Origin of the sequence: Mycobacterium riyadhense, assembly GCF_963853645.1 — a bacterium.
GTDB lineage: Bacteria > Actinomycetota > Actinomycetes > Mycobacteriales > Mycobacteriaceae > Mycobacterium > Mycobacterium riyadhense.
Window position 1 is genome coordinate 1,246,988 of the sequence record NZ_OY970456.1, and the last position, 22,159, is coordinate 1,269,146.

A 22,159-nucleotide genomic window follows, 5' to 3' on the forward strand; every position below is an offset into this window, starting at 1 on the left:
ATTTCCGGGTATCCACGCGCCCTCTGCTAATTAACCCGAGCGCCGCCGAGCTGACGAGCCAGCCGGTCGGTGAACTCGACGGCCCGTGCGGGACTGTCAAGCGCGAACAGGGCGGCGGTGGCACGGTCACCATCATCGGTGTGCCGCACCACAATTGGGACACCATCGGCGCCGACGGCGTCAAAAGCATCCTCGTCGGTGATGTCGTCGCCCAGATAGATCGGCACCAGCGGAGCACCGCCTGCCCGGGGGGCAGCGCGCAGGTGATCGATCACCCAGCGCAGCGTTTTGCCTTTGTCCCAATCGATATCCGGACGCAGCTCGATGACTTCACGGCCCGTCGTCACCCGCAGCCCGTGGCGTTGTCCCGCGGCGCGGACGGCCGCGCCCGCTTCTCCGACACGTTCGCGCGCGGCATTGCGATAGTGCACGGCGACACCAAAGCGCTTGTGCTCCACCATAACACCAGGAATTGACCCGAGCTCGTCGCGCAGCTCTCCAGCCGCCCGTTCCAGCACCGGTATGGCGGCCGCCGCTGCGTCGTTTTGATGGTGCGTGCCATCTGGTGCGGTCAGCTCGAATCCGTGGCTGCCGGCGTACCAAATGCCGGGCAGGCCCACCCGCTGGGACACATCGGCGAGGTCGCGGCCAGACAGCACCGCCACCGGGCAATGGGTGGCTAACCTCTGCAGCGCCTCGGCCACCCCGGGCGCGGGCCTGGCCAAGTCGGGATCGTTGACGATGTCCGACAGCGTGCCGTCGAAGTCGAAGAACACCGCTGGCCGCCGGGCGGTGAGGCCGTCGGATAGCTCGAGGGCCTGCAACGCATCCGGAAGCTCAGACATTCGCCGGTCCCCGGTTCGGACGCTGATTTCACCGAGGTCGGCGACGAGCGTGTCGGCGCCGCGGAGGGCGTCGCGGTGTCCGGTTGGGTCTATACCGATTACCAGTGCAAATCCGGCGTCGCGCGCGGCAGTTACGCCGACCGGGTCAGTTGCGATGACCACGGATCGGCTCGGCCGGGCGGACAGCCGATCGGTCGCCTCGATTAGGTCACCGCCCGACGAAAAGACTCCGATGCCGACACCGACGTCGCGCAGTTGCGTGGCTAGCGCCGTCGCGTCCAACACGGCGTCCAACAGCACCGCGTCGTGGCGGCGCGGGTCGATGGTGACCGGCCCCAACTTGCGCACCACCCCACCTTCTCATGGTGGTCGACGCGGGGAGTGTGGGGTCAGCGCCGAACTCCCGCTGGCGGTGCAACCGTCCGCCGTTGCGTGCCCCCGGTCGCGGCACGGGATGAACGCCTGCGGCGATTCTTGGCAAACAGCAGGACGGAGTCTTGGGCATGTGCCACCAGACGCGCCATGCCCAGCTCGATCCCGGCAGCAAGCTGCTCTAGGTCGAGTGCGGCGTTGTAGTCGGCGGTGAGGCCGAACACCAGTTCGTCGCCGTAGCTCAGTACCGCCACCCCGGTGCTCAGCTGCAACGCGGTCGGCGGGATCGGCAGCAACTGGTCCATCCGCTGGCCCATGAGTCGCAACCGCTGGCGTGGCCCCGCAGTGTTGGTCGCCAGCGCCACCCCGCTGCGCTGCGGAAGTCGAGTCAGTGTCTGAAACACCTTGGCGCACAAGGCAAACGGAAGATACTCCGAGAGATTACCGAATTGGCGCTGGTCATTGCGATTCAGCCGGTTGTGGACCGTCCGCAGTTGCATGACGGGATCGCCGTGTTCGACGGGAAGATAGGGAAGCATTGTCGAGATGGTGCGCAGTGAGTCCGAGCGTGGTTGTTCGCCGCGCCGCAGCAGAACGGTACGGAAACCCTCGGTGATGGCAGCGAGCGCAACATCATTGGCGGTCACACCGAACTTGCGACTCACCGCGTCGACGGCGGCGCGGGGAATTCGCACAGTGCGGTATCGCCGCCTGGTTACGGCCGGACTCGTCGGCGATATCCATGTCAAAGGCCAGGTGACGGCTTGCGCCGCCGCCTTGAAGACGGTTGTGGGAGTGCGCCACAGAGCTTCGGTCCAGCTGGCCGTATCACCGCTTGACGGTGGAACATGTTGAGCTGCGGGGTGTTTGGCGAGGGCTTCGGTGTCGACATCGTCGCAGAGCAGGGTGAGGAGCTGGGCCGCCGAAATGCTGCTGGCCATACTGTGGTGGATCTTCATCAAGATCGCCCATCGATTGTCGTTGAGGCCCTCGATGATCCAGCACTCCCACAGCGGGCGGTCCACGTCGATCGGACGTTCCAGTGCATGAGCGATAGCCCGGAACAGTTCGGTTTCGTCGCCTGGCCGGGGGAGTGCCGCCCGTTGTATGTGTTGGGCTGGATCGAACCGCAGTGTCTGTGCATATCGTGGTACGGATTTAATCCGTTCCGCCAGAAGGCTTTCAAAATCTTCAATATCGGGGGCTGCGCCGTTGATGATGGCGACCGCGCTGATGGCCATGCTTGCGTGTCGATCCGGATCATGAGCGCCGAGGAGGCCAGCATCCAAAGTCGTCAGTTGTCCCATGACAAGTCCCCACCGTCAATTTTTTGAATGCGTACCAGTATCCGTCCCAGCCCGGGAAAACGGTACACCTGCAAAGTAAACAATGTGTTTAGTACTTGAAGATGTGTTTAACAGCGCTGTGGGGGTCGTCTGGCCGTGCTCGCGAGGGGCGCAGCGGGCAATCGAACAAAGTTTCGATAGACTGCGCGGTATGGGCTGGGGTAACGGACCGCCGAGCTGGGCGGAGATGGAGCGGCTTCTCGACGGCAAGCCGCGCCATGCCGGTGCACCGGTTGCAGCCGAGCCGGTGCCAGACGAGGGCCCATGGTCGCGCAAGCGCGGGACGTATCAGCCTCCCGAGCACGAGGGCCGGGTCCACTCGTCCGTCGCGTACGCCGAGCTGCACGCGCATTCGGCATACAGCTTTCTCGACGGGGCCAGCACGCCGGAGGAGCTGGTCGAAGAGGCCGCCCGGCTGGATCTGCGAGCGCTAGCGCTGACCGACCACAACGGCCTGTACGGGGCAGTGCGGTTCGCCGAAGCGGCCGCGGAGCTTGACGTGCGCACGGTATTCGGCGCCGAGCTGTCGCTGGAATCCGAGGCCCGCACCGAGCAGCCGGACCCACCTGGCCCGCACCTGTTGGTGCTGGCCCGGGGTCCGGAAGGCTACCGACGGTTGTCGCGGCAACTGGCCGCGGCGCATCTTGCCGGGGGTGAGAAGGGCAAGCTGCGTTACGACTTCGACGCGCTGACCGAGGCGGCCGGTGGGCACTGGCACATTCTGACGGGATGCCGGAAAGGCCATGTGCGCCAGGCGTTTTCCGAAGGAGGTCCGGGTGCGGCGCAGCGGGCGCTGGCCGATCTGGTGGACCGGTTCGGCGCCGGCCGGGTCAGCATCGAGTTGACCCATCATGGTCAACCGCTCGACGACGAACACAACGGGGCGCTGGCCGAGCTGGCGCCGCGCTTTGGTGTCGGGGTCGTCGCCACCACCGGAGCGCATTTCGCCCATCCGGCACGCCGCCGGCTGGCCATGGCGATGGGTGCCATCCGGGCCCGGCAGTCCCTGGACTCTGCCGCCGGGTGGCTGGCTCCGCTGGGCGGCTCACACCTGCGCTCGGGCGAGGAGATGGCCCGGCTGTTCGCTTGGTCACCCGAGGCGGTGACCGCCGCCGCCGAGCTCGGCGAGCAGTGCGCGTTCGGGCTGGCGCTCATAGCGCCACAGCTGCCGCCGTTCGACGTACCCGACGGGCACACCGAGGACAGTTGGCTGCGCCAGTTGGTCCTGGCGGGCGCCGGTGACCGCTACGGGCCGCCCGAGCGGGCATCGAAAGCGTACTCGCAAATCGAACATGAGCTGAAAGTCATTGCGAAACTGAGGTTTCCGGGCTATTTCCTAGTGGTGCACGACATCGCCCGATTTTGCCGCCAGAACTACATCCTGTGTCAGGGCAGGGGATCGGCGGCCAACTCCGCGGTTTGTTATGCCCTCGGCGTCACCGCCGTCGATCCGGTGGCCAACGAGCTGTTGTTCGAGCGCTTCCTCTCGCCGGCCCGCGACGGGCCACCCGACATCGACATCGACATCGAGTCGGATCAGCGGGAAAAGGTTATCCAGTACGTCTACGACAAATACGGCCGCGACTACGCCGCCCAGGTCGCCAACGTCATCACCTATCGGGGGCGCAGCGCTGTGCGCGACATGGCCCGCGCCCTGGGTTTCTCGCAGGGTCAGCAGGATGCGTGGAGCAAGCAGATCAGCCACTGGGACGGGCTCGCCGATTCTCCTGACATAGAGGACATTCCGCCACAGGTGATCGACCTGGCCACCCAGATCCGGAATCTGCCGCGGCATATGGGTATTCATTCCGGCGGCATGGTGATCTGTGACCGCCCGATTGCCGACGTGTGCCCGGTGGAGTGGGCCCGCATGGAGAATCGCAGCGTCCTGCAGTGGGACAAAGACGACTGTGCGGCAATCGGTTTGGTGAAGTTCGACCTGCTGGGGCTGGGCATGCTCTCGGCGCTGCACTATGCGATAGACCTGGTGGCCGAGCACGAGGGCATCGAGGTGGATTTGGCCCGCATCGACCTCTCCGAGCCGGCGGTGTACGAGATGCTGGCCCGTGCCGATTCCGTCGGTGTGTTCCAGGTGGAGTCGCGAGCGCAGATGGCCACCTTGCCCAGGCTTAAGCCGCGGGAGTTCTACGACCTGGTGGTGGAGGTCGCGCTGATCCGCCCCGGACCCATCCAGGGCGGATCGGTGCACCCGTACATCCGGCGCCGCAACGGCCTCGACCCGGTCGTCTACGAACACCCTTCTATGGCGCCGGCATTGCGAAAGACCTTGGGAGTGCCGCTGTTTCAGGAACAGCTGATGCAGCTGGCGGTCGACTGCGCGGGCTTCTCCGCCGCCGAGGCCGACCAACTGCGGCGCGCCATGGGGTCCAAGCGCTCCGCCGAACGGATGCGACGGCTGCGCGGCCGGTTCTACGACGGCATGCGTAGGCTGCACGGCGCCGACGACGAGCTGATCGACCGGATCTACGAAAAGCTGGAGGCGTTCGCCAATTTCGGCTTCCCGGAGAGCCATGCGCTGTCCTTCGCCTCGTTGGTGTTCTACTCGTCGTGGTTCAAGCTGCACCACCCGGCGGCGTTCTGCGCGGCGCTGCTGCGCGCCCAGCCGATGGGTTTCTATTCGCCACAGTCGCTGGTGGCCGACGCGCGCCGGCACGGCGTGGTGGTGCGCGGACCCGACGTCAACGCCAGCCTGGCGCACGCCACTTTGGAGAACAGCGGAACGGAGGTCCGCCTCGGTCTGGCCGCCGTCCGCCATATCGGTCAGGATCTCGCCGAGAAGCTGGCCGACGAACGAAAGACCAACGGCCCGTTTACCTCTCTGCTGGACCTGACGTCCCGGGTGCAGTTGAGCGTGCCGCAGACCGAAGCGCTGGCGACGGCCGGAGCGCTGGGCTGCTTTGGCATGTCGCGGCGGGAGGCGCTGTGGGCGGCCGGGGCCGCGGCCACCCAACGCCCGGACCGGTTACCCGGGGTTGGCTCGTCGTCGCACATCCCGGCGTTGCCAGGCATGAGCGAACTGGAGTTGGCCGCCGCAGACGTGTGGGCCACCGGCATTTCCCCGGACAGTTATCCGACGCAGTTCCTGCGGGCGGACCTGGATGCGATGGGGGTGCTGCCCGCCGATGCGCTGCTTAGCGTGCCCGACGGCGACCGGGTGCTGATCGCCGGGGCGGTGACCCATCGGCAGCGACCCGGGACCGCGCAAGGGGTGACGTTCATCAACCTCGAGGACGAGACCGGGATGGTCAACGTGCTGTGTACGCCGGGGGTGTGGGCGCGGCACCGCAAGCTGGCGAACACGGCGGCGGCGCTGTTGATCCGCGGCCAGGTCCAAAACGCCAGTGGCGCTGTCACCGTCGTGGCTGAGCGGATGGGACGCATCAGCCTGACGGTGGGGTCCAAGTCGCGCGACTTCCGTTGAACACCCCGCACGAAGGTGCGCAAAATGCCAGCAACCGCCTGAAACCAAGCGGCGTGCCGGGTACAAACACGCACGCTCACCTAACCAGATCCGTTGCCGAGCGTGCGCAGAATGCCGGCTATCCACGGCGTGGCGTGTACAGACACGCACGCTCGGCGCAGGGGGTAGCGGCCGAAGGTAACCTCCCCGACATGACCCTCAATCTGTCCGTCGACGAAGTCCTGCGCACCACCCGCTCGGTTCGCAAACGCCTGGACTTCGACAAGCCGGTGCCGCGCGAGGTGCTGATGGAATGCCTCGATCTGGCGCTGCAGGCGCCCACCGGGTCCAACGCGCAAGGCTGGCAATGGGTTTTCGTCGAGGATGCCGCCAAAAAGAAGGCGATCGGCGACGTCTATCTCGCCAACGCCCGGGGCTACCTCAGCTCGCCCGCACCCAAATACACCGATGGCGACACCCGCGGTGAGCGGATGGGTCGTATCCGTGACTCGGCCACCTATCTCGCCGAGCACATGCACGAAGCGCCGGTCCTGATGGTCCCGTGCCTGCGAGGCCGCGAAAACAACTCACCGTTGGGTGGTGTGTCGTTCTGGGCGTCGCTGTTCCCGGCGGCCTGGAGCTTCTGCCTGGCGCTGCGGTCCCGCGGCTTGGGCTCGTGCTGGACGACGCTGCATCTGCTCGACAACGGCGAGCGCAAGGTTGCCGAGGTGCTCGGCATTCCCTACGACGAATACAGCCAGGGCGGGCTGTTTCCGATCGCCTATACCAAAGGCACCGACTTCCGGCCAGCCAAGCGGCTGCCCGCCGAGAGCCTGACGCACTGGAACAGCTGGTAATTAGCCCGGGTTGCCGTCATTGCCGCGGGTGCCATTGAAGGCGTCGCCGCCGAGGCCGTCGGCGCCGGGCTCGCCGTTTGTACTGGTAAAGTCACCGGTGCCGATGCCGCCCGCTTGTCCGCTGCCGGGGGTGCCATGGGCGCCGCCGGCGCCGCCGGTGCCGCCCCCGCCGCCATTGCCGGAGTTGCCCTGCAGACCGGCCAGCAACCCGCCGCGTCCGCCGGTGCCGGCCTGCCCCCCGTCACCCCCGTCGCCGCCAGTTCCCCCATAACCAGCGTCACCACCAGCGCCGCCGTCACCGCCGTGGGCCCCGAGAATCGGGCTAAATGCGTTGCCGCCGACGGCGCCGTCGTCGCCCACGCCACCTCCGCCGCCCACACCACCCACGCCTCCGATGCCACCGTTGCCGCCGTTGCCGCCTGTACCGATCAGCCAACCGCCGGCGCCGCCCGCACCGCCGGAGCCGCCCGCGCCTCCGTGCCCGCCGGTACCGCCGCTACCACCGTTGCCGGCGTTGCCGCCATCGCCTCCGAATGCCTGGGTGCCTGCGGCGTTGTTACCATTCTGGTTGGCGGTGGTGAAGCCACCGGCACCCCCGTTACCGCCGATGTCGCCGTTTCCGCCGGCGGCGCCGTTGCCGCCGTTGCCGCCGTTGCCGCCGCTGCCGACCAGCCACCCGCCGCGACCGCCGGCACCGCCGGCGCCGCCAGCACCGCCGGCCTGGCCGTTCGCGCCGGTACCGCCAGCACCGCCGGTACCGCCGTCACCGCCGAAGGAGGCGCCGGAGGATGCGGCCCGCCCGCCGGTGCCGCCCGCGCCGCCGTTGGCAGCGCCATCACCGCCGGTGGCGCCGTGTCCGCCGTTACCTGCCTGGGCAATCGACGTGTTGTTCGCGTTGAGATTGGCGTCGCCGCCAGGGCCGCCTGTGCCGCCATTGACACCGATCCCCCCTGCCGTGCCGTCGCCGCCGTTCTCTCCTGTGACACTGGTTCCGTTCTGGGAAAGTATGTTGCTGTCGCCGGCGGCGCCGTTGAGCGCGGGGTTTGTGACGGGGGTGGGGTTGACGCCGTCGCTGCCGGTCAGGCCGTTGCCGCCTTGGCCGCCGCTGCCCCCGTTGCCCCACAACCCGGCGGCGCCGCCAGCGCCCCCGTTGCCGCCGGCACCGCCCGCGATGATGGCGTTCCCGCCGATGCCGCCGTTTCCGCCGCTGCCGTACAACCAGCCGCCGTTGCCGCCGGCACCACCGGCGGCAACGGCTCCGCCGGCTCCACCAGCTCCGCCGTTGCCGATCAATCCGGCGTTGCCGCCGTTGCCGCCGGCCATTGCGGGGGTGGCGCTGCTGTTGTAGCCGGCGCCCCCATTGCCGAACAGCAGACCGCCATCTTGCCCGTTGGGGTTGGTTGCGGTGCCCGCCGCACCGTCGCCGATCAGCGGGCGACCGAGCAGCGTCTGGGTGGGCGCGTTGATCGCATTCAGCAGATTCTGCTGGACGTTGGCGGCCTCGGCGAGGGCATACGAGCCGCCAGCGCCGGTCAACGCCTGAACAAACTGATCGTGGAACGCCGTCGCCTGCGCGGCCACCTGCTGATAGCTCACCGCGTGACCGGAAAACAGCGACGCCAAGGCAGCCGAGACCTCATCGGCACCGGCGGCCAGCTAGCCCCGTGGTGCGGGAGGCCGCCGCCGCATTCGCGGCACTTAGCACAGAACCGATGTTCAACAGGTCCGACGCGGCCGCCGCCAGCGCCTCCGGGACTGCCACCACAAACGACATCACAACTCACCTGTCAGCACATGCCTCGCGAGACCCAACACTCGGACGCTATCGCAATGTGGGCCAACAGATCTGGGGTTTGCGGCAGATTCATTGACGGCAACCCCTTCGCCGCGCAGCTGCGGCGAGGCGCCGCACGCAGCCCCGATGAGCATTCTCTCGTCGGCGCTGGGTAACAGATCCTGCGGTGGCGAACGCGAGCGGTACCAGACGCATCGCGGAGCTTGCTCGCGATGGCAGACCATTACTTATCGAGCTCACCGAGCAGGGGTGTTGGCCGCCGCGGCAACCGATATCGCAGACCGCGTCACCGTCGCGGTAGGACGCCCGCTCAGTGACCTGCCGGCTACCGCAGTGCTGGTACGGCCGGATGGTTACGTGGTCTGGGCGTCGTCATCGCCGGCACTCGACGCCGGGGCAAAAAAGCGGGGCCTCTGTCCCCCATTCGTACTACCGAAATGTCCTCCGGGGTTGCCCAGTTGGTGGACAGCGTTGCCGCGTCGTGTCAGGCAACCTGACGTACGACCAGTGTTCTGGTGCAGATGCCCAGTTGTCGAAGAGGAGATTCCCGTGAACCACGAGGTCTTGTTCCAAGAGGTGGAAACCGTGTATACCTACCCCGTCTATGAGGTTGACACCATCATTTAGCAATTGAATTGCGGTGCTGCGGAAGCAGGCTCGCCGACGGCTTTGACGCTGAGCCTGCTTCCGGCACCGCTCCACGAGGCCGGAACCTGGCCTAAACCGCGCCCGAATAGCCATGCTGCCGCCAGGCCTCGTAGACGGCCACGGCGGCGGCATTGGCTAGATTCAGTGAGCGCCGACCCGCCAGCATCGGAATGCGCACCTGACCCGTGATGTGATCGTCGGCCAGGGTCGCCGCGTCCAGCCCCGTGGGTTCCGGTCCGAACATCAACACGTCGCCGGCCCGGTAGCCGATGTCGGTGAACATGGTGGTCGCATGCGTGCTGAACGCGAACACCCGCGCCGGCAGCAGCGCATTCCATGCGTCATCGAGCGACGCGTGAACGGTGACCGAGGCCAGGTCGTGATAGTCCAGGCCGGCCCGCCGCAGCTTGGGTTCGGACAAATCGAAACCCAGCGGCTCCACCAGATGCAGTTCGCAGCCGGTCGCGGCCGCGGTCCGGATGGCGTTGCCCGTGTTGGGGGCGATGCGGGGGGAGTAGAACAGCAGCCGGAACACCTGCTGATCATGACAAAGTTTGCCCGACTTGGTTGTCGGCGTCCGTCCGGCCTTGGCGGGTCCGCTCTGCTCGGTAACAATTGTGGAGACCTTGGCTTAACCTCAGGGGGGCCTGTCATACTCGTCGGATTGCCAGGCGTTTACCGTTCGTGCGCCCCTGGATTTGGCGGAATATTGCAGGAAGTTTCATGAGCCTCTCGTTTGTTCGAGCGCTGCAAATGGGTGCGGCCGGTAGTACGGCCGCAATGCCATGACCATGTTCGCCCGCCCGACCAGCCCGGTCGCGGCGGTTCCCCCCGGCATGCCGGCTGTCCAAGCACCCCAACCGGCGCCAAAACGTCAGAAACGGCCGCCGGCCTGGTCGCTGCGCAATTGGCCGGTGCGGTGGAAGGTCTTTGCGATTGCGCTGGTGCCGCTGATCCTGGCGACGGCTTTCGGAACGCTGCGTGTCGAGGGCGCGTGGGCCAGCTCCGGTGAGCTGCGGCTGGTCGCGGCCCGTGCCGACGTGATACCGGCGATCACCAAATACATGTCGGCGCTGGACGTCGCGTTGCTGGCCAGCTCCACCGGACACGACGTAGAGGGGGCAAAGAAGAACTTCGCGGCCCGCAAGTATGAGCTACAGACGCGGCTGGCCAACACCGACGTGATCCCCGATGTGCGGTCGGGCGTCAACACGTTACTCAATGGCGGGCAGGCGCTACTGGACAAGGTGCTGGCCAACAGCATCGGGCTGCGCGATCGGGTGACTACCTACGCGCCGCTGTTGTTGACGGCCGAGGAGGCGATCAACGCGTCGGTGCGCGTCGACAGCGAGCAGATCCGGGCCCAGGTCCAGGGCCTGAGCCGGGCCGTCGGTGCCCGCGGGCAGATGACGTTGCAGGAGATTCTGGTAACGCGCGGCGCCGATCTTCCCGAGCCGCAGTTGCGTACCTCGATGATCACCCTGGCCGGCACCGAACCGTCGACGCTGTTCGGAATGAGCGAGGTGCTCGGTGTCGGCTCGCCGGATGCCAAGAACCTGCAGCAGCAAATGGTTGCGCGGATGGCGATCATGTCGGACCCGGCCAGCTCGCTCGTCGACAACCCCGAGCTGCTGCGCTCGATCGGGATCACTAAAGACATCGCCGAACAGATCATCAACGACGCCACCACGTCGGTGACGAAGTCGGTGCAGAGCCAGGCCACCGCGCGGCGCGACGCCGCCATCCGCGACGCCGTGCTGGCTTTGACCGCCATCGCGGTCGCGCTGGTCATCGTGCTGTTGGTGGCGCGCGCGCTCGTCGGGCCGCTGCGGGTATTGCGCGACGGCGCGCTGAAAGTCGCCCACACCGATCTCGACGGTGAGATCGCCCAGGTAAGGGCCGGCGCCGAGCCGGTCCCCGAGCCGTTGGCGGTCTACACCACCGAGGAAATCGGCCAGGTCGCCCATGCGGTCGACGAGTTGCACACCCAGGCCCTGCTGCTCGCTGGTGACGAGGCGCGGTTGCGGCTCCTGATCAACGACATGTTCGAAACCATGTCGCGGCGCAGCCGTTCCCTGGTCGACCAGCAGCTCAAGCTCATCGACCAGCTGGAACGCAACGAGGAGGATCCCGAGCGGCTCGACAGCCTGTTCCGGCTGGACCACCTGGCCGCCCGGTTGCGTCGCAATAGTGCCAACCTGCTGGTGCTTGCGGGTGCCCAGATTTCGCGCGACCAGCGCGAGCCGGTGCCGCTGTCGACCGTGATCAGCGCCGCCGTGTCCGAGGTCGAGGACTATCGCCGTGTCCAGATCGGTGGGGTGGCCGACTGCACGGTGATCGGTGCCGCCGCCGGCGGGGTCATCCATCTCCTTGCCGAATTGGTCGACAACGCGCTGAGCTACTCGCCGCCCGACACATCGGTTCGGGTTTCGGCTGTCCGCGGCAGCGAAGGTGGTGTTTTGTTGCGGATCGCCGACGCCGGGTTGGGCATGACCGACGCCGACCGACGCATCGCCAATATGCGGTTGCAGTCCGGAGGTGAGGTCAGCCCGGAGAATGCCCGGCACATGGGTCTTTTCGTGGTCGGCCGGCTGGCCGCGCGCCACGGCCTCCGGGTGGGATTGCGCGGCCCGGCCGCCGGCGAATCGGGGACCGGCACCACCGCCGAGGTCTACCTGCCGCTGTCGGTGCTCGTCGAAGGCCAGGAAGGCCAGGCGGGCCAGGAAGGCCAGGCGGGCCAGGCAGGCCAGCCGCCCAAGCCCCGCGGCGGGGTATTCATCATCTCGCCGCCCAAAGCCAAGCCCGCGCAGCCGGCGGGCGCACCGGCCGCTCACGCTCGCGCATCAGACCAGAATGGCTCGCAAACCTCTGGACCACCCGTCACGTTGTTGCCGCGCCGCAATCCGGGGTCCAGCGGCATCACCGACGTTCCCGACCAGCCGGTCGAGCCGCAGCAGCGACCCAAGCGAGAGCTGAAAACGCCGTGGTGGGAGGACGGGTTTCAGCAAGAGCACAAGCCAGCCAAAGCGGCAACGGACACCTCGGCGTTTTTTGCGCGGCGCCCGTCGGCCCCTGCCAAGCCCGCGCCGTCTGCCAAGCCCGCGTCGCATGCCCGGTCCGCACCGGCTGCCAAGCCCGCGTCGCATGCCCGGTCCGCGCCGGCTGCCAAGCCCGCGCCGCCTGCCCGGTCCGCGCCGGCTGCCAAGCCCGCGCCCAAACCGTCGGGGCCCGCCGATGACGACGTGATCTACCAGCGCATGCTGTCGGAGATGATGGGCGATCCGCACGAGCTGGCCCAAATCGCCGATCTGGATTGGAAATCGGTGTGGGACCGCGGGTGGACGGCGGCCGCCGAGGCCGAGGACAAGCCCGTGGACGCCCGCACCGACCATGGCCTGCCGGTGCGCACACCCGGCGCCCGACTAGTGCCCGGCGCCCCCCAGCCCACAACCGGGGAACCCGATCGGCAATGAACGCACGGTCGTCGGACAGCCCACTGGACTGGCTGGTATCGAAGTTCGCCCGTGAGGTGCCCGGTGTGGCGCACGCCTTGTTGGTGTCGGTCGACGGGCTGCCGGTCGCGGCCAGCGAGCATCTTCCACGCGAACGCGCCGATCAGTTGGCGGCGGTGGCTTCCGGGTTGGCCAGCCTGGCCTCCGGCGCCGCGCAGCTGTTCGAGGGTGGGCCGGTGCTGCAGTCGGTGGTCGAGATGCAGAACGGCTTTTTGCTGCTGATGCGCGTCGGTGACGGGTCGAATCTGGCGACGTTGGCGGTGAGCGGCTGCGATATCGGCCAGATCGGTTACGAGATGGCCCTTCTTGTCGAACGGGTGGGCGGCGTTGTCCAGTCTTCCCGGCGCTAGCGACCAGCCGGCGAACTTGGTCCGCCCGTACACGCTGACCGCGGGACGGACCGACACCCACGTCGACCTGCCGCTGGAAGCGCCGGTCCAGGCACTGCAGTCGGGGCCGGCTAACCAGTGGCCGCCAAACGATGTGCGGGACAGCATCATCCAGCGGTGCGTGAACAGCCCCTCGGTCGCCGAAATCGCGGCCCAGCTGGATTTGCCGGTGGGCGTTGCGCGCGTCCTGGTCGGCGATCTGGTCAGCTCCGGCTACCTTCGGGTGCACAGGACCTTGACCGACCGTTCCAGCCGCGACGAGCGCCGCGAACTCATAGGAAGGACCCTGCGTGGCCTCCAAGCACTCTGAGCCGCACTCCGAGCCGCATTCTGAGGCGCGCGCCACCGCGGCCCATGCCTCCACCAAAATCGTCATCGCGGGCGGGTTCGGTGTCGGCAAGACCACCTTCGTCGGCGCCGTCTCGGAAATCATGCCACTACGCACCGAGGCGATGGTCACCGATGCCTCGACGGGCGTCGACATGCTCGAGGCCACCCCGGACAAGCGGACCACCACGGTCGCGATGGACTTCGGCCGCATCACCCTGGCCGACGATCTGGTGCTCTACCTGTTCGGCACCCCGGGCCAGCGCCGGTTCTGGTTCATGTGGGACGACCTGGTACGCGGTGCAATCGGGGCGATCATCCTCGTCGACTGCCGGCGCCTGCAGGACAGCTTCGCCGCAGTCGACTTCTTCGAACACCGCAACCTGCCGTTCCTGATCGCGGTTAACGAATTCGACGGCGCGCCAAGGTATCCCGCTGAGGAAGTGCGCAAGGCGCTGACGCTGCCCGCCGACGTTCCGGTGCTCAGCATCGATGCCCGCAATCGCAGGTCGGCCACCGACGCGCTGATCGCGGTGAGTGAATACGCGCTGGCCAGCCTGAGTCCCAACTGACCGCGTTGCACGAATGGACTGATCGCGAGTTCACCGGCCGGGATTTTCGCGACGAGGACCTGAGCCGGCTCTGCACGCAGCGAGTGGTGTTCAGCGAATGCGATTTCAGCGGCGTCAACCTGGCCGAGTCGCAGCACCGCGGATCGGCGTTTAGAAACTGCACCTTCCAGCGAACGACGCTGTGGCACAGCACATTTGCCCAATGCAGCATGCTGGGCTCGGTGTTCGAGCGGTGCCGGCTGCGGCCGGTGACGTTCGACGAGGTGGATTTCACGCTGGCCGTGCTCGGCGGCAACGACCTGCGCGGTGTCGACCTGAGCGGCTGCCGGCTGCGTGAAACCAGCCTGGTAGAGACCGACCTGCGCACGTGCGTGCTGCGCGGCGCCGACCTGCGCGGTGCGCGGACCACCGGCGCCCGGTTGGACCAAGCCGACCTGCGGGGCGCGACCATGGACCCGTCGTTGTGGACAACCGCGTCGCTGACGGGCGCGCGCGTCGACGTGCCGCAAGCCCTGGCCTTTGCGCTGGCGCACGGGCTTCGTCTGGACGCGTAGCGCTGGGCCGAGCAGACGCAAAAGCCCCCATTTTCCAGGGAAAATGGGGGCTTTTGCGTCTGCTCGCCCCACCCGGTCAGCGCGGTAGCAGGCCGACGATGCCCTGGTGATGTGCCACCTCGAAGGTGACGTGCGGCCCGTCAGGCCGTCCGAGGTTGATGACCAGCCCGTCGTGGATGTCAACCCGCGGCACCCGGCGGCCGTCGACGAAGATCCCGTTCGAAGAACCGTTGTCGATTGCGATCCAGCCCGCCTGCTCGAACCGCAGCAGCAGGTGCACGCGGTCAATCAAGGGGTGCGCGACGCGCAGGTCGGCGTGAAGATCACTCCCGACCGTCACATCCGAGCCCGCCGCGAAGCTGCCCTGTGACCGCTCAGACCGAACTGTCAGCACGGGCCGCCGAGCTGGGGTCATCACCCCACATTAGTCGCGTGTGCACTAGCGCCGCCTCAGCCGGATCTTCCACCAAACGATGCCGCTGTAGACGACGCACAACACCCCGAGCATTGCCATGTCGAACAGCCAAGCGCTCGGCTTGTGCACCCAATGCTGGTCCTTCGGCTTGACCGGACCCGGTACCAGCTTCTCGATGTCGACCGTCGAACACGATGCCGCGTAGCCCCAGCGCGCCGGCGTTGCCCACGACAGCTGGTCGAGCAAGAACCGGTCGGTCACCCAGATCATCCCGCCCGAGAACACCAGCTGCGACATGATCGCCAACACCAGCATCGGCATGATCTGGTCTTGCGAGTGGGCCAGCGCCGACAGGGCCAAGCCGAGAATTGCCGACGCCACACACGTCGCGGCGATCGTCACGAACAGTTCGAAGCCGACACTGCCCAACATCACAGCGTCGGTGGGAGGGTAGCCCCAGCCAATGATCGTGATGATCGTCGCGATCGCGGCCTGGATGATCGCAAACCCGCTGAATACAACGATCTTGGCGCCCAGATAGGCCCCCGTCGCTAGGCCGACGGCCTGTTCGCGCCGGAAAATGGCACGCTCGCCGACCAGGTCACGAATCGTGAGCGCGCAGCCCATGAAAACGCCGCCGACGTTGAGCATCACCAGGATCTGCCCCGGCTGGTCCGGGTTGCTACTTATGGCCTCGGCAACGCCAAACCCGGTCTCGCCGCGAACCGTCATGGCGAGGACACCGATCAAGAACGGCAAAACCGCCAGGAATACCGTGTACCCGCGGTCGGACACCACCAGCCGAACCTGGCGACGGGCGATGGTGGAGAACTGGCGGAAAACACTGGTGTGCACCGGTTCGCCCAGGTCAGCTGGGCTGGTTTCGGCCGGAGCGAGCGGCGGCTTGTTTTCGGCAAGGAAGCGCCGGTTGGCCTCGTCGGGATCGGCTCCCACGTTGGCGAAGATGTCGGCCCAGTTGGTGGTGCCCATCGCGGCACCGATCTGGCTGGGTGGGCCTAGGAACGCGGTCTTGCCGCCGGGTGCGATCAACAGCAGCTGATCGCACACATCGAGGTAGGACACCGAGTGCGTGACGACCAGCACCACGCGGCCGGCGTCAGCCAGTTGACGCAACATCATCATCACCTGACGGTCCAGCGCTGGATCCAGCCCCGTGGTCGGCTCGTCGAGGATCAACAGTGACGGCCCGGTAAGCAGTTCGAGCGCCACCGAGGCGCGCTTGCGCTGTCCACCGGACAGCTTGTCGACGCGGGTGTCGGCGTGCTTGGTCAGCTCGAGTTCCTCGAGCACCTGGGCAACCGCCTGGGCCCGGTCGCCTTTGCTGGTGTCCGGCGGAAGCCGCAACTCGGCGGCGTAGCCGAGCGCCTGGTTGACGGTCAGCTGGCGGTGCACGACGTCGTCCTGAGGGACCATGCCGATCCTGCTGCGCATGGACGCGTACTCGGCGTGGATGTTGTGGCCCTCGAAGGTCACCATGCCGGACGTGGGGCTGGTATATCCGGCGACCAACCTGGACAGCGTTGTCTTACCCGCGCCGGATCCGCCAATGATGGCGGTCAGCGTGCCGGGCCTGGCGGTGAGCGAGATGTGGTCGAGCAGTTGCTTTCCGTCGACGCTGAAGCAGACACCTTTGACCTCGAGGCCGCCGGTGCGCGTCGCGGCCTCGGTGCGGCGTATCAGGGTGTCGCGGGTGAAGACCAGGTCGACGTTGCCGATGGTGACCACGTCGCCGTCGCTCAAGATCGCGGACCCGACCCGGACCCCATTGACGAAGGTCCCGTTCACGCTGTGGGCGTCGCGGATCTCCGGGCCCAGCGGTGTCTGGGTCAAGAACGCGTGGTGACGTGATGCCAGGACGTCCTGGATGACGATGTCGTTGTCGGTGGCGCGGCCGATCGTGATGGAGTCGACGGGCCTTTCGGGCGCCCCGGCCCGCGGCCGCAGGGCCTGGAACACCTTCGTCGCCAGGTTCGCGACCTCGGGCGGCTTGGTGATGTGGGGCCGCATCTGGCCGGGCGGCCCGGGTGGCGCGGCGACATTCGACGGCGGGGCCGCCGGGCCGGGCGGATGCCCGGGTTGCCAGGGCGCCGAGCTGCTCGGATATATGGGTTGGCCGGGTGCACCCAGCGGGGGTGGCGGCGGAGACGTCCGTGCCGGGGCTGGCGGGGCCCAGGTTGGGTGGTGTCCCGATGGCGGCGGTGCCGGCTGCGCCGGGTGCCAGCCCGCCTGGGTCGCGACGATGGGCATCGAGTTGGTTTGCGGTGGGCGCCCGGCCATCCCCACGTGCCGCCCGACCTCAAATCTCAGCAGCGGCCCGTCGGGATTTCCGATGTTGATGCTCTGGCCGTCGTAGATCTCGACCACCGGGACGCGGCGACCGTTGGCATACGTCCCGTTCAGTGAATTGTTGTCGATCGCCAGCCACCGGCCCTGATCGAAGCGCAGCAAAAGATGGGCACGCGAGATCAGTGGATGCGTGACGCGCATATCGGCGCGCAGATCGCGTCCAACCACCACGTCGTGGCCCGCCGCGAAGGTGCGTTCCGACCCGTCGTAGCGAACGGTCAGCGCTGGTGGTGCTGGTGGGGGCATCGAGTTAACTGTATCTAAGGCTGGGGTTACGCCGGGATGTTGTGTCCGCCGGCGCGACAATTGGTGATTCGCACCGGTCCCTTAGGTATATCGGCCGGTTATGGACCGGGACCTCCCCGTGACCTGCCTCGATAATTTCTGGTTATGGCACCTAAGCCAAAAAATGTTAGACGCCTGGCGCTGCCCGCAGGCATCCTTTGGGATGCACGGGATCTGTCACCAGGGGATCTTGCCCGCGAGAACGAATCATCGTATGCGTTGGCAGTCCGCGTAACAGCCTTAACGGCAGACACTGTGGTCGATTGACTGCGGTGCGATATGCGGTAACCGCTCATCGGTGCGGAAGGAGGTGATCCCATGGCCCACGAACTTCTGTTCGTCGAAGACGAGGCAACGTACCGGCTCCACTTCGTCTGCTTCTATTTCAACGGAGACTGCATCGACTAAAGCTGCGATGCAGTCCGCCAGGATGGCGCTAGTGGGGGCTCGTTGTCGAGCAACGAACCCCCGCTATGCCCGCCAATGTTGTTCCCGCATAGCGGTTTTCGCGCGGCAAGTAACGATGGAGTCCACGTCGCGTCAGCCCGACCCCAATCGTCCGCACCTCGAGGACCTTGCGCCCATGTCTGAATCGTGTGCAGTAGCCACCGTAGGCCCGGATTGGTCGCAATGGCCGATGCGGGTACTGGGCCACGCCGATCCCACCACCATCGCCCACCGGGCGGGGACCTACCGCATCATCTCTCCCGAGCAGACCTGGCAGGCCGTGCAGCCGATGCTGGAGCCCGCGGGGATCACCCGCGTCGCCGATCTCACCTGGCTCGATGATCTCGGGATTCCCACCGTACAGGCGGTGCGGCCCGATTCGCTGACGCTTTCGGTCAGTCAAGGCAAGGCCCCTACCCACCGTGCCGCCCAAGTTTCTGCGGTCATGGAATCGCTGGAGATCTGGCACGCCGAAAACGTCACGCCCGACCTGGTTTCCATGAGCACAACCGAGATCGCAGCCGCACTGACCTACGATCCCGCGCAGCTGCTCCGGCCGGCGCGCAGCTTCTACCATCCGGGCGCCAAGCTGGACTGGATGACCGCGACGACGCTGTTGACCGGCTGCCAAACCTGGGTGCCGTGGCAGGCGGTTATGGTCAACGCGTCGGTCGAGAACCGTTGGGACCCACCGATGTTCTCGATGGACACCACGGGGTTGGCCTCCGGCAACAGCTACTGGGAGGCCAGTCTGCATGGGTTGTACGAAGTCATGGAACGCCACGCCATGGCCGCGGGCGAACCCGGTACCACGCTATTCGAGGTACCTCTCGACGACGTCGCCGACTCCCAGTGCGCCGAGCTGGTCGATGTGATTCACCGGGCCGGAAGCGAACTGAAGATCGCGCGCATCGATACGTGGGACGGTTTCTATTGTTATACCGCCGAATTGTGTTCGCGCATGCACGGGGTGCCGTTCAGCGGCTTCGGCTTGCACCACGATCCCAACGTGGCGTTATCCCGGGCGATCACCGAAGCCGCGCAATCGAGGCTGACGGTGATCAGCGGAGCCCGCGAGGATCTGTCGCCGGCGTTGTACCACCGTTTCGCCCGAGTACACGCTTACGGCCAGCTGCGGCCAACCAAGCGGCACGTGCCTGCCGCCGAACCCACACCATGGCACGTTTCCGACACCGGCTCGCTGAGTGACCTGTTGGCTACGGCGGCAACGGCGGTGGCCGCCGTGTCAGGAACCGAGCCGCTGGCAGTCGTGTGCGATCTCGCCGGCAGCTGCGTCCCGGTAGTGAAGGTACTTGCGCCGGGCCTGACGACAGCACACTCCCCGATGCGCACCCCCTTACAGGAGTCGGCATGACGGCCGCCGGCCGGATCGTGGTGACCGCCGGGCCCACCATCAGCATCGACGATATCCACACCGTGGTGCCCAATGCCGAAGTCGTGCCCCCTATTTCGTTCGCCGACGCTCTGCGCTACGGGCTGGAGCCGGGCGATACGCTGCTGATTGTCGACGGGCTTTTCTTCCAACACGCGCCGGTGCGACACAAAGAGCTATTGACGTTGCTGGACGGCGGCATTCGCGTCGTCGGCTCGTCCAGCATGGGCGCGCTGCGCGCCGCCGAGCTCCATCCCTTCGGAATGGAAGGCTACGGTTGGGTATTCGAAGGCTACCGCGACGGAAATTTGGACGCCGACGACGAAGTCGCCATGGTCCATGGAGAGCCCGAAGACGGCTACCCGGTGTTCGTCGACGCGCTGGTCAACATTCGCCACACGCTGGGCCGCGCCGTCGAGATCGGTTTGTTATCGGCTCAATTAGCGGCTGACCTCATCGAAACGGCCCGCCGCATGCCGTTCACAGCGCGCACCTGGCACCGCCTGCTGGCCGCTGTCGGTGTACCTGAGATCAGTTGTCTGGCAAAGCAACTGCAGGAGCTGCGCGTCGACATCAAACACGCCGATGCCCTGGTCGCATTGCACAACATCGTCGAAGGCCACCGTGGCGGCGCGGCGAGCCGCCCTCGTCCGCCGCGAACCATCTGGTCGCAACGCTGGCAACAACGCTGGGCGCCAACCATTCCGGTTGCTAGCACCAACCAAAGCCATACCCAAACCACCGTCGAGGTCCGCGACACCGATGTCCTCGCCCTGCTGAGCGTGTGCGCCACCGACCGATGGGCCTACCTACCCGCCCTGGAACAGGTCGCCGCTTGGCACTGGCGACTGACCCACCCCGACGATGACGGCGACGTTCGCCAACAGGCGTCTCTCGCCATTGGGCAGGTCGCTGCCGAGAGCCGCCAACGCGCGTTGGAGATCGTCGCCCACCGCTACGCCGTGGCCGTTGGACTTGCCGACGAGTCCGGCTTCCCCGAGCCCGTCAGGGTGCAGTGGTTGACCGCCGACGAGAACGAAACCCTTTGCGATGACCCGATTGCCGTCTCGGCGCGGCTGATCACGCGCACGTTGTTTATCACCCGGGCGCTGCCGGCGATCGAGCACTTTCTCGACCTGCTGCGTGCGGACCCGCGGCTGCCGCAGTGGCGGACCGCTGCGGCCCAAGCGCTGGCCAGGCGCGACGAATTAGCCTGCCAAAAGCCCCATTTGAACCTGCACCGACCCGACGCCACGCAACTGAAGAGTCTTTTCGCGAAGAGATGGCACACCGAGGTGGACTGCATCGAGCTCGCCCGACGCGGCCTGATGAGCGACGATGCCTTCTACACCGCCGCCAGCCCGTTCGCAGTCGCGGCGGCCGACGACCGTCTGCCGTCTATTGAAGTGGGCGTCCTCGGTCCGGCGCGCCGGTAACGACGCAGCGGGTCCGGCTGTAGATGGTGGGCATGCACCGGTTGCAGTGCGTGCAGGCCGATCGCACCTGCTCGCCGTCGGCGGCTATTCGATTGATCAGGTCCGGTTCGGCCAGCAGCGCCCGGGCCATCGCGACGAACTGGAATCCCTCCGACATGGCCAAGTCCATCGTTTCCCGGTTGGTGATGCCGCCAAGCAGAATCAGCGGCATCTTCAGCTCGGCGCGAAATAGCTTCGCCTCACGCAACAGATAGGCATCGCGGTAGGGGTATTCGCGGAGAAACTTCTTGCCCGTCAGGCGCATGCCCCAGCGCAGCGGCGGTTTGAAAACGCCGGCGAACTCCTTGACCGGCGCGTCGCCGCGGAACAAATACATCGGGTTGACCAGCGAGCTGCCCGCGGTGAGCTCGATCGCGTCCAGCCCGCCGTCTTCCTCCAGCCATTTGGCGGTGGTCAGCGCCTCGTCGGTGGTGATGCCGCCGCGGATGCCGTCGGCCATGTTCAGCTTGGCTGTCACCGCGATCTGGCCTTCGACAGCTCGGCGCACGGCCAGCACCAATCCGCGAGCGACCTTGGCTCGGTTCTCCAGCGAGCCGCCGAACTCGTCGTCGCGGCGGTTGATCAGTGGGGACAGAAACGCGCTCGCCAAATAGTTGTGGCCCAAATGGATTTCGACGGCGTCGAAGCCGGCATCGACCGCCAGCCGGGCGGCGTTGGCGTGGGCGGCCAACACCTCGTCGATGTCATCGGGGGTGGCCTTCTTGGCGAACCGCATCGCGATCGGATTGAAGAACCGCACCGGCGCCAGGGCCGTGGCCTTGTTGGAGCGGGCATCGGCCACCGGGCCGGCGTGGCCGATCTGTGCGCTCACCGCCGCGCCCTCGGCGTGGACGGCCTCGGTGAGCCGGCGCAGCCCCGGTACCGCCTCCGGGCGCATCCAGATCTGGTCGCCGCCGGTGCGCCCGCCGGGGGAGACCGCGCAATAGGCGACAGTGGTCATGCCGACCCCGCCGGCGGCGGGCTGGCGGTGATAGTCGATCAGATCATCGGTCACCAGCGCGTTTGGCGTGCGCGCTTCGAAGGTCGCAGCCTTGATGATCCGGTTGCGCAGCTTCAACGGACCGAGCGTGGCCGGGCTGAGCACATCCGGGGCCATATCGGGAGCGTAATGGCGATCG

At 66.9% G+C, this 22,159-nt stretch carries 15 protein-coding genes and 2 pseudogenes; 10 read left to right on the forward strand and 7 right to left on the reverse strand.

Going from position 1 to position 22,159, the window contains the following annotated elements:
* Positions 1 to 26: 26 nt before the first annotated feature.
* Together otsB and AADZ78_RS05710 are read right to left on the reverse strand one after the other, a co-directional pair.
* The gene (gene otsB / locus AADZ78_RS05705; RefSeq protein ID WP_085252942.1) at positions 27 to 1,193 is read right to left on the reverse strand and encodes a trehalose-phosphatase; all 1,167 of its coding nucleotides are present in this window, start codon (positions 1,191 to 1,193) and stop codon (positions 27 to 29) included.
* Between the two features lie 41 nt (positions 1,194 to 1,234).
* On the reverse strand, positions 1,235 to 2,524 hold the full coding sequence (locus tag AADZ78_RS05710) for a wax ester/triacylglycerol synthase domain-containing protein (RefSeq protein WP_085252923.1): 1,290 nt from the start codon (positions 2,522 to 2,524) through the stop codon (positions 1,235 to 1,237).
* Positions 2,525 to 2,714: 190 nt separating this feature from the next.
* On the opposite strand from AADZ78_RS05710, the gene AADZ78_RS05715 reads away from it, so the two are divergent.
* Positions 2,715 to 6,005, forward strand: coding sequence for an error-prone DNA polymerase (locus tag AADZ78_RS05715; protein WP_085252924.1), 3,291 nt, complete (start codon positions 2,715 to 2,717; stop codon positions 6,003 to 6,005).
* Positions 6,006 to 6,196: 191 nt separating this feature from the next.
* Positions 6,197 to 6,841, forward strand: coding sequence for a nitroreductase family protein (locus AADZ78_RS05720; RefSeq protein WP_085252925.1), 645 nt, complete (start codon positions 6,197 to 6,199; stop codon positions 6,839 to 6,841).
* Here AADZ78_RS05720 and AADZ78_RS05725 read toward each other — a convergent pair.
* A pseudogene (locus AADZ78_RS05725) lies at positions 6,842 to 8,615 on the reverse strand (PE family protein).
* A 147-nt stretch (positions 8,616 to 8,762) separates the two neighbouring features.
* Between AADZ78_RS05725 and AADZ78_RS28930 the strand changes: the two are divergent.
* Positions 8,763 to 9,263, forward strand: coding sequence for a hypothetical protein (locus AADZ78_RS28930; protein WP_353955286.1), 501 nt, complete (start codon positions 8,763 to 8,765; stop codon positions 9,261 to 9,263).
* Positions 9,264 to 9,354: 91 nt separating this feature from the next.
* On the opposite strand, the gene AADZ78_RS05730 is transcribed toward AADZ78_RS28930, so the two are convergent.
* Positions 9,355 to 9,819, reverse strand: coding sequence for a tRNA (cytidine(34)-2'-O)-methyltransferase (locus tag AADZ78_RS05730; protein ID WP_085252926.1), 465 nt, complete (start codon positions 9,817 to 9,819; stop codon positions 9,355 to 9,357).
* A 250-nt stretch (positions 9,820 to 10,069) separates the two neighbouring features.
* Between AADZ78_RS05730 and AADZ78_RS05735 the strand changes: the two are divergent.
* The 5 genes and pseudogenes from AADZ78_RS05735 to AADZ78_RS05755 form a co-directional block, all read left to right on the forward strand.
* Positions 10,070 to 12,754: pseudogene (locus AADZ78_RS05735) on the forward strand (ATP-binding protein); the annotation flags it as partial.
* Complete coding sequence (locus AADZ78_RS05740; RefSeq protein WP_085252928.1) at positions 12,754 to 13,146, forward strand: serine protease inhibitor; 393 nt, start codon at positions 12,754 to 12,756, stop codon at positions 13,144 to 13,146. The pseudogene AADZ78_RS05735 and the gene AADZ78_RS05740, both read left to right, overlap by 1 nt.
* Positions 13,124 to 13,495: a DUF742 domain-containing protein gene (locus tag AADZ78_RS05745; RefSeq protein WP_239655374.1), complete on the forward strand. Its 372-nt coding sequence runs from the start codon at positions 13,124 to 13,126 to the stop codon at positions 13,493 to 13,495. Before AADZ78_RS05740 ends, AADZ78_RS05745 begins: the two co-directional genes overlap by 23 nt.
* Positions 13,476 to 14,084, forward strand: coding sequence for a GTP-binding protein (locus AADZ78_RS05750; RefSeq protein ID WP_085252930.1), 609 nt, complete (start codon positions 13,476 to 13,478; stop codon positions 14,082 to 14,084). The genes AADZ78_RS05745 and AADZ78_RS05750 overlap by 20 nt, the downstream gene beginning before the upstream one ends.
* A 5-nt stretch (positions 14,085 to 14,089) precedes the next feature.
* Positions 14,090 to 14,638, forward strand: coding sequence for a pentapeptide repeat-containing protein (locus AADZ78_RS05755; protein ID WP_085252931.1), 549 nt, complete (start codon positions 14,090 to 14,092; stop codon positions 14,636 to 14,638).
* Between the two features lie 76 nt (positions 14,639 to 14,714).
* On the opposite strand, the gene AADZ78_RS05760 is transcribed toward AADZ78_RS05755, so the two are convergent.
* Both AADZ78_RS05760 and AADZ78_RS05765 read right to left on the reverse strand, forming a co-directional pair.
* Positions 14,715 to 15,053 carry an FHA domain-containing protein gene (locus tag AADZ78_RS05760; RefSeq protein ID WP_085252932.1) on the reverse strand — a complete coding sequence of 113 codons (339 nt, stop codon included), beginning with the start codon at positions 15,051 to 15,053 and terminating at the stop codon, positions 14,715 to 14,717.
* 24 nt (positions 15,054 to 15,077) lie between these two features.
* Positions 15,078 to 17,666, reverse strand: coding sequence for an FHA domain-containing protein (locus tag AADZ78_RS05765; protein WP_085252933.1), 2,589 nt, complete (start codon positions 17,664 to 17,666; stop codon positions 15,078 to 15,080).
* Positions 17,667 to 18,288: 622 nt separating this feature from the next.
* On the opposite strand from AADZ78_RS05765, the gene AADZ78_RS05770 reads away from it, so the two are divergent.
* Positions 18,289 to 19,527, forward strand: a complete 1,239-nt coding sequence (locus AADZ78_RS05770) for a YcaO-like family protein (RefSeq protein WP_085252934.1) — start codon at positions 18,289 to 18,291, stop codon at positions 19,525 to 19,527.
* Positions 19,524 to 20,981, forward strand: a complete 1,458-nt coding sequence (locus AADZ78_RS05775; protein ID WP_085252935.1) for a TfuA-like protein — start codon at positions 19,524 to 19,526, stop codon at positions 20,979 to 20,981. Before AADZ78_RS05770 ends, AADZ78_RS05775 begins: the two co-directional genes overlap by 4 nt.
* On the opposite strand, the gene AADZ78_RS05780 is transcribed toward AADZ78_RS05775, so the two are convergent.
* Positions 20,944 to 22,137: an NADH:flavin oxidoreductase gene (locus AADZ78_RS05780; protein WP_085252936.1), complete on the reverse strand. Its 1,194-nt coding sequence runs from the start codon at positions 22,135 to 22,137 to the stop codon at positions 20,944 to 20,946. The two genes, AADZ78_RS05775 and AADZ78_RS05780, sit on opposite strands and share 38 nt — an antisense overlap.
* Between the last annotated feature and the right edge of the window lie 22 nt (positions 22,138 to 22,159).